The sequence below is a fragment of the Exiguobacterium sp. FD-YE-25-4 genome, assembly GCF_057004685.1.
This window is the reverse complement of the sequence record NZ_CM168041.1, coordinates 110,049-123,019: the sequence shown is the minus strand read 5'-3', so window position 1 is coordinate 123,019 and position 12,971 is coordinate 110,049. Positions and strand designations below refer to the sequence as shown.

The window sequence follows — 12,971 nt, the reverse complement described above, 5'->3', positions numbered from 1 at the left end:
ACTAAAGTGAGCCCGAGAATACGAGCAGTTCGCTCGTGTGACCGTTTTCTTTTTTTCAGAAAATTGCAACGAGTTGTTGCCTGCTACGTATCCCCTTCTCTATAATGAACGAGAAGAAACTATTCTTTCATAGCGATTCACTCACGCATGATGGGGACATGCGAGTGAGGCGCGCCAACTACTTTTTCGGGGAAAAGGGGTAAAACACATGAATCAGACACCAAACAAGCCTGACCAAGGCGGGACGTCATTCACGTCCAACGACTTTCTGAAATTCTTAATTCCTTCTTTGATCGGCCTCATGTTCTTCATCGTGCCCGTTCCGACCGAGGACGGATTTACGATTCCGGTCGCACTCTTGTCGAATCAGTTGATCGACCTCATCGGCGGGATCGTTCCGACGCTTGCCGTCATCATGATGGGCATCTCAGTGCTTGGATCATTATGGACGTATTTGGCTAAACCGGCGTTCATCCTAGAACGGCCACACTTCAATTCACTGTTCAACGTCACACCGTTCTGGTTCGGGATGCGAGTCGTCGGTTTTATTGCTGGGGTGATGACGCTTCTCGTGATCGGACCGGAGATGATCACATCCGAATTCACTGGCGGACTCTTGCTGTATGATTTGATTCCGATTTTATTCGCGACGTTTTTATTTGCTGGGATGTTGCTCCCGCTCCTCTTGAACTTCGGTCTGCTCGAGTATGTCGGGACGATGCTCATCAAAGTGATGCGCCCGCTCTTCAAACTTCCGGGCCGGGCCTCGCTCGACTCGCTCGCATCTTGGGTCGGGGACGCGACGATCGGGATTCTTTTGACGACGAAACAGTATGAGAACGGCTATTACACGAAACGAGAAGCTGCCGTCATCGCCACGACGTTCTCCGTCGTCTCGATCACGTTCACCATCGTCATCTTGTCGTATATGGAGCTCGACGCTTACTTCCTGCAATACTACGGAGCGATTGTCTTATCAGGGATTGTCGCAGCGCTGATTATGCCTCGGATTTATCCGTTGTCGAAAAAGGCTGATACACCGTACGAAGAAACTGAACTAAAACCGGAAGAACCGGTGCCGGCCAACGTGAAGATGCGGACGTGGGCGTTGCGCCAAGCACTGTTGAAGTCGAAATCTAGCAAAGGTGCCGTCGCCACGTTCAAGGATGGTTTCCAAAACGTGCTCGACATGTGGCTCGGTATCTTGCCGGTCGTCATGGCCGTCGGGACGATTGCGCTCGTCATTGCAGAATATACACCGCTCTTCACGATTCTCGGTAAACCGTTCGAACCGATTTTGATGTTGCTCCAAGTTCCTGAAGCCGAAGCGGCTGCTCAGACGATGGTCGTCGGGTTCGCCGATATGTTCTTACCGGCTGTCCTCGGGAGCGGGATCGAAAGTGAGCTGACGCGTTTCGTCATCGCCACTGTATCGGTCACGCAGCTCATCTTCATGTCGGAAGTCGGGGGACTGCTGCTCGGATCGAAACTGCCGATTTCATTCTTTGACCTCGTCCTCATTTTCTTACTCCGGACGTTTATCACGTTACCTATCATCGTCGGGATCGCTCACTTGGTCTTTTGACGCCACAACGCCTCTTCTCATAGTTTCCTGAGAAGAGGCGTTGTTTGTATACTAAAGGAAAAGGAGGTGCGTCATGGAACATCATTACGCAGGTCAGCTCGAGGTCGCGAAAAAAGGCTATGCCGGGATCGTCGACCCTGTGGCTTACGTGAACGACCGCTATCATGGCCATTGGACAATCAAAACCGAAAAGCGGATTGAAGGAGTTCCGGCGCTCCTGCAAAAAACGTTCAACGGCGGCAAAAACAATTGTACGCTCACTTCGATGACGGCTGTCTTTCGTTATTACCGTGACCAAGGCTATGACCAAATCCCAGAGGACGTGTTCGAGATTCAACAGGATGCCCGCGCGATCGCCCTCGCCCATCAGTTCAAAGACGAGAAAGGCACACCCCCGACCCGCATCGCGACAATCGTCACGAAACTATGGGCCCACTACGGCTACAAAGGGCATAGCAGCTCACGTTATCTATGGAAATGGTCGACGTTCGAGCGCGAACTCGCGGCCGACCGTCCCTTCATCTTGAATATGGCGAACGGGTTCTATAAAAATCACTCTGTGACCGGAATCGGGTACATCATCTTCCGTAAACCCGGCTTTCCCGACGTCATCTTGCTCGAGGTGCTCGATAATCGGGTACGTGACGTCCGTTATATCGATTTCAACGAGTTCAACTTTTGGGGCAGCATCACGCGCGTCCATCCGCCAAAGCTTGACGTTCAGGCAAAATAACGACGAGCGCTCGTCTCGATGGCTGCCCCGATTCGAATCAGATGGTCTCGCTTCGCGTACGAACCGTGATGGAGTCCGAATACGTCTCGACCGTTCCCGAGACCGACGAACACTTCGGATGGTTTGAAATGCAGTCCGACCATCGGGACACCGAGCGTCGTATGATAACCGAGCTCGAACCGGGCACTCGGATACGCCTCGATTCGCTCACTGTAAGTGAATCCTTCAAACGACGCGCAGTTGTCCCGCCCAAGGACAATCAGACGAGACGGGTTCACATAACGAATTGTCCGTTCCAGCAAATCGAGTGACGTCGGGTGCTCCATCCATTGTCGCCCCGTCCGCAACCGGCCCATCTGACGCCACGTCGCATATTTGAAGAAGTCGACATGGAGCGCGGATTCGTCATAAAATGAGCGCCCCATGCCCTCAAGCAACGCTTCCAGTTTCGCTCCATTCCGCTTGCCGAACCAACTCGTCGTCGCTCGTCCGGCCTCAAAATAGGCCGCGGCGTGTTCAAGCGTCGCTTCGTGCGCCCTTTCGTCTTGAAGATAGGCATCGAGCGATTGGTCACGCCAATAAAATTTTTGCGACTCCCCGCTTCTGACGTTACCGTCCCGTTCGAAAAACTCGCCGCGCGACGGGTTTGTCCCGACGGTGAGCCATTGTTCCTCCGTCGGTCGCCCGTACCATAGAACCGGGGACGCCCCATCAATCAGCTCTGCCTGAAACGACGACGTCATGAGCGCTTGTTGAAATCGTATCGCGTCTTGCAATAGCAAACGTGCCTGCTCCATCATGCCACATCCTCTCTACTCGGTCGTTTCCCGCTTTCAGGCACCTCTAAAATACGTTATAGTGAGAGGACGAAGCCAAAAAAGGACGTGGATCTATGCGTATCAACAAATTTATCAGTGAATCCGGCAAGGCGTCCCGCCGCCAAGCCGACCGCCTCATCGAAGAAGGACGGGTAACCATCAACGGGAAGAAAGCGAAAATCGGGGACCAAGTGAGCCCAGGAGACGAAGTGCTCGTCAACGGTTCGGCCGCGCGTGTCGCACGAAACAACGTCTATATCGCCGTCCATAAACCGGTCGGCATCACGAGCACGACCGAGAAAAAAGTCAAAGGCAACTTGGTCGACCTCGTCAACCACCCGCTCCGCATCTTCAATATCGGCCGTCTCGATAAAGACTCGGAAGGGCTCATCTTGATGACGAACGACGGTGATATCGTCAACGAGATCCTTCGCGCAGAGGGTGAGCACGAGAAAGAATACATCGTCTCGGTCGATAAGCCGATCACCCCGGAGTTCGTCGAACAGATGGAAGCCGGCGTGAAAATCCTCGGCCAGAAGACGTTGCCATGTAAAGTCCACCAACTGTCGAAGTTCGATTTCAACATCACGCTGACGCAAGGACTCAACCGCCAAATCCGTCGCATGTGTGAAGCGCTCGGCTACGAAGTATACCGACTTCAACGCGTGCGTGTCATGAACATCACGCTCGGCAAGCTCCCGCCAGGACAATGGCGCGACCTATCGAAGAAAGAGCGCGAGCAGTTGTTCCGCGAATTGAATTACGAACCGAAAGAATGGTACTGAAAAGCAGCCTGAGACGTCTCAGGCTGCTTTATTCTGGTCGGAGCGAGTCGACATGGTCGGTCTCACGACGGATGAAACGTTTGAGTTGAGCGCTCAAATCATCGAGTTGCCCCATCGTCGTCTCGAACAAGAAGGACGCGTTCATGTCTCCCCCATCGCCTTTCATTTGTTCGACCACGGCGTTGACTTGCACGGTCCCTCTCGCATTCGCCAGTTCGAAGGTCAAGGAGACGTGGACGAGCGGAACATTGAGTCTCCACGTCTGGGGCGACTTCCCATTTCGTGCATTGAACGCGGATAACGTGGAGACGAGCGCTTCGATATCGGATGCGGTGACATACTCGTCCACCGTGACCTCGCACCATTTTGCTTTTAACGTCAATGCCACATTCATCTCGAGCGCATCCTCCCAAACACGTCTCATCTTGAACTGTTCGATCATAGCCATCCCTCACTCTCTCATTTCGAATATATCATGTCGTTTCAACGAAATCCGTCAACATTTCGCCAAAACGGGAATAGTCCTATACAGATGATTTTGTAACGAAAAGAGGTGAATCGTCATGAATGGCGCCTTGTTCCCACGCACCTCGGTCGGCAAGTGGTCGATTATCCTCATCGGCTTGTTCCTCGCCATGTACGTGCCGTTCCTCCTGCTCGATAACTTCGATACGACCTTCCACTCGACGCTTTGGAGCAACAACGCCGCGAACATGCTACGGCTCAGCTACATGACCACATTCTTCGTCCTTGGGCTCGGAGCGTTCGTGACCGGATGGTGGGCCATCTTGAAACAAAAAGAGTACGCCGTGCTCGTCTTCTTCGCGGCCGTTCTCGGCTCCGGACTGTTCGTTTTATTGGTCATGGAGCTCCTCGGTATCCTCGAGTAGAAGGCAAAACAAGGAGTTCGCTGCGGCGAACTCCTTGTTTCATGTGTACTTATTTGACGACGACGTGTTTCATCTGACTCGCGCGACCTTTCGCGTCCTCGATGTGGACCGAGAGGCGCTCCCCTTTTTTAAGGGTGCGTGTCTTCGTGACGAACGTTCCCGTGAGGCCGGTCGGCCCTTTCCCGATGACGCGGCGCTTCGCGTCTCGGACGATGACCGTCATTCCCGCATCCGCGCGACCCGATACTTGCTTCGCGTTCGCACGTGGTGTCGAGACGGTCGGTTGTTTCGCACGGGCACCTTTCACGACGAGAAGGCGTTCGCTCGAGGCGAGCTTCCCGTTGCTATAGACGACCCGGAGAACCGTGCCTTCTTTTTGAGCTCCGATATTCAATGCGACACGAGCCTGTTTCGACGTTCCGGTCGCGAGACGTTTCTCGCCGTTATAGACCGTCACTGTCGTCCCGCTCTGCACGCTAGCAGCAAATACCGTCGAATTGTCACGGACGACGCCTGGCTTGGCGTAGAGACGTAGCATCGAAGCCGCATGGTGCACGTTGACCTTGCCATAGCCGCTGATGTAGTCATAGTTGAACGGAAGTTCTTCCTCCGAGTCTTCCATGAAATAATCAAGGCCGTCTTCATAGCTCATCCCACCTGTCGCATCCCCGCCAGAGAAAGCAAGCGGCTCTGCCGTACGATGGAGCAACTGGCGAATCTCTTCGACTTTGAGTGCCGGACGTGTCGATAGCAGTAATCCAACGACAGCCGAGACGTGTGGCGTCGCCATACTCGTGCCGTCCATATAGACGACGTTTCCGTTCGGGACGAGACTCGCGACTTTCGTGCCCGGCGCCACGACATCGACCCCATAGCCATAGTTCGAGTAATCCGAGACGATGCCGAACGTGTTCGTCGCACCGACCGAAATCGTATACTTCGATGAAGCTGGATAAGAGAGACTTGAATCGCCATCATTCCCCGTTGCCGCCACGACGACGACACCGCGGTCATAGGCGTACTTCAACATGTAGCCGATCGTCCGGCTCTCGCTGCCGCCAAGGCTCATGTTGATGACTTTCGCACCGGCATCGACGGCATATTTGATTCCGAGCGCGATTTGTTCCGTATCCCCAGAACCGCTCGCGTCGAGCACTTTGACCGGGAGAATCGAGACAGCAGGCATCATCCCGCGCATCGATGTCCCGTTGTTTTGAATCGCACCGATGACGCCGGCTACGTGTGTCCCGTGTCCGTGATCGTCAAGCGCGCTGCCTTCCCCGTTCGGGTCGACAAAATTTTTCTCGTTGGCGATGTCGACACGTCCTTTGAAATCAAGGAGGCGATAATCGACACCCGTATCGAGGACGGCGACTTTCACCGAACGGACCGGCAATTTGAGAGCCTCATACGCATCGATTCCGATTCCAGCTTCCTGGAATGGCTGCAACACCGATTTCGAGTTGAGTGACCATTGATAGTCGTAACTCGTGTCGGCCATGAACGCTTGATACGTCTGGACCGGCTCGATGAATTCGACGTTCGTGTCACGCTCGAGCGTCGTCTTGGCCGTCGCCTGCGTTTTCGTGCTCGCCGACTCGACATCGACGACCGCGAAGTGGTCACCTGGGCGACCGATATCGATCTGCTCTGCCGAGACGTTCGACAATGCGTTCATCTTCCCGATCGACTTGCTCGGTGACGACTTGTATTTGACGATATAACGCGGGGCATCATCAATTTCAATCGATACTCCGAATTTGACCATCACATCTTGAAGCGGTGTCCCGGCAAGTGTACCTCTGCCGAGTGTGGCTGCTACTTTGTTTACTTCTGCCTGTAACGCGGTCGGGACGTTTGTCGTCACGAAGGCCTGCAAGCTCTTGATGGCAGCCTCATCCGCTTTCGTGAGCGTGTACGCCTTGCGGTCGACGAGCGCGTTCATGAGTGGCTGTAGCGCCTTCAAATCATTGTACGCTTGTTGACGTTTGGCTCCGTCTTTCACAATCGCTTTAATCAAGTACGGAGACGTGCGATAGTACAAGGCGGCCAAATCGTTCCCGGCCTCAGATTGCGACAACACTTCCGTCTGAATGCGACGGATAAGCTTCAACATCGAGTCGCGCTCCGGCGTCGGATTCAAAATCGACTCGACGGCGCACATGCCGGCCTCAGTCTCGATGTTCTCATATTTGACCGGCAATTTGACCGGGTTGTAGACGAGCTTGATGTCAGACGCAGCGGCCTCCTCCGCGTCTTCCGTCATTGGAAGGTACTCCACTTTGATGTAGTACGGGCCTTCCCATGCATACGGGAGACGAAGCGTCGCCGTCTGTTGTTCTTCCTCTTGTGTCGCGCTCGAACGATATTGTTCGAACGTCTCATCTTTCGCTGCCATGTCGGCGCTCGGATAGACCGAGATGTTCGCGAGTTTTGTTGACTCGAACTGGATTTCCATATGTGTCATCGATGACGGGGCACCCCGCTCCATCTTGAACCAATATGTATTCGTTGCGTCCGTCCCAGTCTCAAACGCGACCTCCACTCCCGGGCTGAGCGTCTTCGCATCTTGCATGCCCGCTCCTGCATCCGCGCTCACGTGGGGCGGGATCAAGGCCAAGACGAGCATGAGCACCGTGACGAATGATAATACTTGTTTCCATGTTGCTTTCATCTGTTTTCCTCATTTCTACATGTCCATAGCTACGACCGACGGATCCGTCAATTCATGTATACGAGATAATGGCTTGAAGGTTCCAACAATTAACTCCAAAAAATCACTTCATTTCATTATTTTAGGAAACGCTCAATTTGTCTATCTCTAATATGGTTTTTTCGAAAAATAATATGAAAAAGGCCAGAGGGATTCCTCTGACCTGGACAAGTGATTTTTCTTATTTGGCCGTGACACCCCCGTCGACGGGTAGTTCGATTCCGGTGATGTGGTTCGCCTCGTCCGATGCAAGGAACAAGACAGCCGCAGCCACTTCCCCCGCCTGACCGAGATTCGGCAAAGCGATTTGATTCAGGAAATGCTGTTTATAGTCCGGGTGCTCCATGTGCGGCGCGCTCATCGGCGTCACGATATAGCCCGGATGGACCGAGTTGACGCGAATATTGTGCTTCCCGTAATCGACGGCCGCAGCCTTCGTAAGTGAGCGAACGGCCCCTTTTGAAGCCGTATAGGCACCTGCCCCGGCCATACCGGTGAGCGCCGAGATTGACGAGATGTTGACGATTGAACCGCCGCCATTTTGCTCCATGAGCGGGATGGCATACTGCGTCCCGAGCATGACGCCATCGATATTGATTCGATACGTCCGTGACCAGTCGTCCTCGGTCTGTTCCAAGAACGGTTTTGCAAGCGCGATGCCCGCATTGTTGACGAGAATATCAAGCTTCCCGCACACCGATTGCACTTCATCATAAATTCTTTCCCAATCACTGCGCGAAGTGACGTCGTGCTGAAGTGCGAGCGCCTCTCCTCCGTTCGCCCGGATCGTTTCGACGACACGTGTCACCGCGTCTACATTGATGTCTGTCGCGACAACCGTCGCTCCTTCGCGTGCGAACAGTTTGGCCGTCTCTTCACCCATACCGCTGCCTGCCCCTGTAATGACCGCTACTTTCCCCGTTAACCGCATTGTTCCAGCTCCAATCTTAAATTATGATAGTCTAACTATCATAATAGTAGTCGATGCACATTCGATTCTCAACGAAACTGCTTCAAAGCGTTATAATGACAAGAGAACAAAGAGGTGATGATATGAGTAAACGTCAACAAAACAAAGAAGAACGATTAAATCGCATCATCAGTCAGGCTGAAATCCTGTTTCTGAAAGACGGATTCGAGCGCGTCCAAATGCAGGATATCGCTGACGCCGCCGAAATCGGGGTCGCGACACTGTTTCGCTATTTCCCGAAAAAAGATCAGTTGATTGTCGCAGCAGCTGTCCGTAACTTGGCACCGACGCTCGACGCGTTCAAGGAATTGACGAGCCGGACGGGAGATGCGTACTCGCGACTCGAGGCAATCATTGACTATTTGCTCGACCAACAAATGAAACGGACGAGTCACTCTCGCTTCCGTGAAGCGTTCGAGAGTTATGCCTCGTTCGTCGTAAGTCCCCTTCCCGGAATCGATAACTACATCGGACTACAGCGCGAGATTATGGAGACGCTCGAACCGCTCATTGAGCATGGGAAGACGGACGGCTCACTTCGAGGCGACATCGACGTGAAAACGACCGTCGTCACCGTCATCAATGCGTTCGGGACGTTCGGCAACAATATCATTTTGAAGTCTCACATCAGTTATTTAGAGGACGATATCGAACCGCACATCCAACAACGGGTGTTGCGAGAGATGCTCCTATCATATGTGCGGCCATAACGAAAGCCCCTTCGCGTGAAGGGGCTTTATTCATGTAGCTCGAGTGGCAGACCGTTTGGGTCGAAGAAGAACGTCATCTTCTCGCCCGTGAACGTGTCAAACCGAATCGGTTCCGTCGTGACACCGTGCGTATTCAGTTCGGCGACGACCGACTCGATGTCGTCGACTTTGAAGGCGAGATGACGGAGCCCGCACGCCTCCGGGAAGCTCGGCCGTTTCGGGCTATCCGGTTTGATGAACAGCTCAAGCTCGTACGCGCCGAGCCGCAGGTCGATCTTGTGATCGCCTTTGTCCGGACGATGATGCTCGCGGATGACGTCGAAACCAAGGATATCGATGTAGAACCGCTTCGCCTGCTCATAGTTCGAGGCGATAATCGCCACGTGATGGATTGTATGTAACTCCATAAAAATCCCCCATATACAAAAAAATGAGCACCTCTCACTAGAGGTGCTCTCGAAAAGTCTACCGCGTCGAACCACGCTCCACAACGTGCTCCCGAAGGAATGTCCGCCGTCTTACATAGACCAGCTCATCGCATGTACTCAACTATAGGCGAATCTGGCCCCCGCGTCAATCTTTTGTTTGAATCGGGTTGACATCTTCCTAAAAATTAGGATAATCAATAGTGTTAGCACTCTTATTGATAGAGTGCCAAAATCGAACAAATAAAAAGGAGAACGATCATGACAAAGAAACAGTTTCAAGCCGAATCGAAACGAATTTTAGAGTTGATGGTCCACTCAATCTATACGCATAAGGACATCTTCCTCCGTGAGCTCATCTCGAACGCGAGTGACGCCATCGACAAGATGTATTACCGGGCCCTGTCGGACGAGGCGATCGACTTCAACAAAGATGATTACTTCGTCAAAGTCGAGCTCGACAAGGACGCTCGTACGATCACCATCCGTGACACCGGAATCGGGATGACGGACGACGAGCTCGAGTCAAACCTTGGGATCATCGCCAAGAGCGGTTCGCTCGCGATGAAGCAGGCGACGAAGATGGAAGAAGATCACAGCCTCATCGGTCAATTCGGTGTCGGGTTCTACTCGGCGTTCATGGTCGCCGACCGCGTGACGGTCCGTACCCGCTCGGTCGACAGCGAACAAGGTTACTTGTGGGAATCAGAAGGCACGGACGGTTACACGATCGAGCCGACGGACAAGACCGACATCGGGACTGAGATCACGTTGCACGTGAAAACCGACACGGACGACGAGACGTATTCGACGTTCCTCGAAGAGTACGAGATCCGTTCGCTCATCAAGAAGCACTCGGACTTCATCCGCTATCCGATCAAGCTCGACGTGACGAAACACCGTCAAAAAGAAGACTCGGAAGAGTACGAGGACTACGTCGAAGAAGAGACGGTCAACAGCATGGTGCCGATTTGGCGCAAACGGAAGAGCGAGCTGTCGGACGAAGACTACAAGACGTTCTATCACGAGAAACGCTATGGCTTCGACGAGCCGCTCAAACACCTCCACTTGAACGTCGACGGTTCCATCCGGTATCAGTCGATTCTCTACCTCCCATCGACGGTCCCGTTCGACTATTACACGAAAGAGTTCGAGAAAGGACTCGAGCTATATTCAAATGGCGTCTTGATCATGGAGAAATCGCCTGACCTGCTCCCGGACTATTTCGGTTTCGTCAAAGGGATGGTCGACTCGGAAGACCTATCGCTCAACATTTCCCGGGAGATGCTGCAACAGGACCGCCAACTTCGCGTCATCGCCAAGAACGTGAAGTCGAAAATCAAAGGCATGCTCGAGAAGATGCTCCAAAACGAGCGCGAGGATTACGAGACGTTCTTCGAGTCGTTCGGCCGTCAAATCAAGTTCGGCGTCTACGACCAGTTCGGCGCTGCCAAGGACGAGTTGAAAGACTTGCTCCTGTTCCACTCGTCGAACGAGAACAAGCTCGTCTCGCTCAAAGAGTATGTCGAGCGCATGAAAGACGATCAAAAGTACATCTATTACGCGACGGGTGAATCGATTCATCGGATCGACCTGTTGCCGCAGGCGGAACGCTTGAAAGAAGAAGGGTTCGAGATTCTCTACTTCACCGAAGAAATCGACGAGTTCGCCATCAAGATGCTCCAGTCGTATGACGACAAAGAGTTCAAGTCGATCGCGAGCGGTGACCTCGGGCTCGATGACGAGGCGGCCCATTCCCTCAACGAGGACAACAAGGACTTGTTTGCCTTCATGAAACAAGAACTGGGCGACCGTGTTAAAGAAGTGCGCGCATCGACACGCCTCAAGTCACATCCGGTCTGCTTGACGGTCGCCGGCGACGTCTCAATCGAGATGGAGAAGATTTTGAATACGATGCCAAACGGCGGCGGCATGAAAGCCGAAAAAGTGCTTGAAGTGAACGCCGATCACGCCATCTTCCAGACGTTACAGCGCATCTATAAGGAAGACGAAGCGAAAGCGAAACAGTATACCGATTTGCTCTATCAGCAAGCGCTCCTTATCGAAGGACTACCGATTGAAGACCCGGTCGCCTATTCGAATGCGGTGTGCGCGTTGATGGCGGAGTAATGGAAAGGCAGAGGGTGTCCTCTGTCTTTTTCGTTTATTCAGTGAGAGACGTGATACAATTTATATAGATGAATTTTTTGGGGATGAGGTGTCGTATGCTGTTCGAAAAAAATAAATTGTACAAACGTTCGGAACTCCATGATCGGTATGGCGGAAGTCGACAACGAGGGATTAGTACACCCAACAAACATAAACTTATCTTTATATTCGATAGTGGAATGGACGAAGAGTTTGGATACAAAAATGGTTGGAACGAAGATGATGGCCTCTATTATTACAGCGGAGAAGGACAGGAAGGAAATCAATCGTTCTCGTTCGGCAACAAAGCGCTCCTTAACCATGTAGAGAACGGCGAAGACGTTTATTTATTTGAATCACTCGGACGAGGGACTTATCGCTTTGTCGATCAACTCATTTTAATTGGATTCGATATTCAATTTGGAATTGATAAATATCATAATCAACGAGAAGTCATCGTCTTTGCTTTTGAACCGTTACACGTGATTCAGGAAGAGGCCCATCAATTCTCATCGACGATGCGTTATAAACCGATTGAAGAGTTAGAGGAAATTGCATCACGCGATCCCAAACGAGCCACCGGCTTAAGTATGTCCGCACGAAAGCTACAAGTTCGCGAACAAACAGCAGCGCTTCTTTATTATGTGCTGGCTCGTGCCAATAACTGTTGCGAAGCTTGTGGGCAACCAGCTCCGTTTGAAACGGAAAACGGACCTTATCTCGAGCTCCACTCGCTCTATAAAGAATCCGATGATGGCTTATCGCAACCGGATCAAGTCGTAGCAGTTTGTCCGAACTGTCACGCTCGCCTGCATAAAGGTATAGACAGAGTAGAATTTAATCAACATATCATCAATAAGATTCAACAACCTTAATCTGCTTTAGATTGAGGTTTTTTATTTGTAATTGATAATGTGACGATTTATTACGAGAATCATGTGTTCATTTCTTCAGCAAATCTATATCTATGAGTAAGGTTTTATTTTTTTTGCATAGGTTATTGAAAACAAACTCACATTTATATTGTAACCGTTTTCTTCCCTTTTACCATGCGTATTATCCATTTACCGTTGATATATCAACTTTTTACCAAGCATGCAAACGCCTTGACATTTTTGGCGGGTTATATGAAGTTAGTATTACATTATAATTATTCTAGTAGAGATAGAATCCCACTAGAGTAAAAAACCAAGG

The 12,971-nt window shown here is 51.8% G+C and carries 12 protein-coding genes; 7 read left to right on the top strand and 5 right to left on the bottom strand.

What is annotated here, in order from left to right:
* The first annotated feature begins 208 nt into the window (after positions 1-208).
* Both AC13H5_RS00630 and AC13H5_RS00625 read left to right on the top strand, forming a co-directional pair.
* The gene (locus AC13H5_RS00630) at positions 209-1,585 is read left to right on the top strand and encodes a YjiH family protein (RefSeq protein WP_215191455.1); all 1,377 of its coding nucleotides are present in this window, start codon (positions 209-211) and stop codon (positions 1,583-1,585) included.
* A gap of 73 nt (positions 1,586-1,658) precedes the next feature.
* Complete coding sequence (locus AC13H5_RS00625) at positions 1,659-2,318, top strand: C39 family peptidase (protein ID WP_214824180.1); 660 nt, start codon at positions 1,659-1,661, stop codon at positions 2,316-2,318.
* On the opposite strand, the gene AC13H5_RS00620 is transcribed toward AC13H5_RS00625, so the two are convergent.
* Entirely contained in the window at positions 2,306-3,115 is an 810-nt protein-coding gene (locus AC13H5_RS00620; protein WP_214824178.1) for a hypothetical protein, read from the bottom strand. The two genes, AC13H5_RS00625 and AC13H5_RS00620, sit on opposite strands and share 13 nt — an antisense overlap.
* A 95-nt stretch (positions 3,116-3,210) precedes the next feature.
* Between AC13H5_RS00620 and rluF the strand changes: the two genes are divergently transcribed.
* A complete protein-coding gene (rluF, locus tag AC13H5_RS00615; protein WP_483546140.1) occupies positions 3,211-3,921 on the top strand; it encodes a 23S rRNA pseudouridine(2604) synthase RluF in 711 nt (236 codons plus the stop codon).
* 28 nt (positions 3,922-3,949) lie between these two features.
* Here the strand turns inward: rluF and AC13H5_RS00610 are convergent, their stop codons facing one another.
* The gene (locus tag AC13H5_RS00610) at positions 3,950-4,369 is read right to left on the bottom strand and encodes a hypothetical protein (RefSeq protein ID WP_483546139.1); all 420 of its coding nucleotides are present in this window, start codon (positions 4,367-4,369) and stop codon (positions 3,950-3,952) included.
* 115 nt (positions 4,370-4,484) lie between these two features.
* Between AC13H5_RS00610 and AC13H5_RS00605 the strand changes: the two genes are divergently transcribed.
* Positions 4,485-4,811: a hypothetical protein gene (locus AC13H5_RS00605; protein WP_483546138.1), complete on the top strand. Its 327-nt coding sequence runs from the start codon at positions 4,485-4,487 to the stop codon at positions 4,809-4,811.
* A gap of 49 nt (positions 4,812-4,860) precedes the next feature.
* Here the strand turns inward: AC13H5_RS00605 and AC13H5_RS00600 are convergent, their stop codons facing one another.
* Both AC13H5_RS00600 and AC13H5_RS00595 read right to left on the bottom strand, forming a co-directional pair.
* Positions 4,861-7,485, bottom strand: coding sequence for a S8 family peptidase (locus tag AC13H5_RS00600; RefSeq protein WP_483546137.1), 2,625 nt, complete (start codon positions 7,483-7,485; stop codon positions 4,861-4,863).
* Positions 7,486-7,705: 220 nt separating this feature from the next.
* A complete protein-coding gene (locus AC13H5_RS00595; protein WP_034780427.1) occupies positions 7,706-8,455 on the bottom strand; it encodes an SDR family NAD(P)-dependent oxidoreductase in 750 nt (249 codons plus the stop codon).
* A gap of 122 nt (positions 8,456-8,577) precedes the next feature.
* Here AC13H5_RS00595 and AC13H5_RS00590 point away from each other — a divergent pair, with 122 nt between their 5' ends.
* Positions 8,578-9,204 carry a TetR/AcrR family transcriptional regulator gene (locus AC13H5_RS00590; RefSeq protein WP_483546136.1) on the top strand — a complete coding sequence of 209 codons (627 nt, stop codon included), beginning with the start codon at positions 8,578-8,580 and terminating at the stop codon, positions 9,202-9,204.
* A 26-nt stretch (positions 9,205-9,230) separates the two neighbouring features.
* Here AC13H5_RS00590 and gloA2 read toward each other — a convergent pair whose 3' ends face one another.
* The gene (gene gloA2, locus AC13H5_RS00585; RefSeq protein WP_483546135.1) at positions 9,231-9,611 is read right to left on the bottom strand and encodes an SMU1112c/YaeR family gloxylase I-like metalloprotein; all 381 of its coding nucleotides are present in this window, start codon (positions 9,609-9,611) and stop codon (positions 9,231-9,233) included.
* Between the two features lie 279 nt (positions 9,612-9,890).
* On the opposite strand from gloA2, the gene htpG reads away from it, so the two are divergent.
* Together htpG and AC13H5_RS00575 are read left to right on the top strand one after the other, a co-directional pair.
* Positions 9,891-11,759, top strand: coding sequence for a molecular chaperone HtpG (htpG, locus tag AC13H5_RS00580; protein WP_483546134.1), 1,869 nt, complete (start codon positions 9,891-9,893; stop codon positions 11,757-11,759).
* Between the two features lie 95 nt (positions 11,760-11,854).
* Entirely contained in the window at positions 11,855-12,652 is a 798-nt protein-coding gene (locus AC13H5_RS00575) for an SRA domain-containing endonuclease (protein WP_215190460.1), read from the top strand.
* The last annotated feature ends 319 nt before the right edge of the window (positions 12,653-12,971 follow it).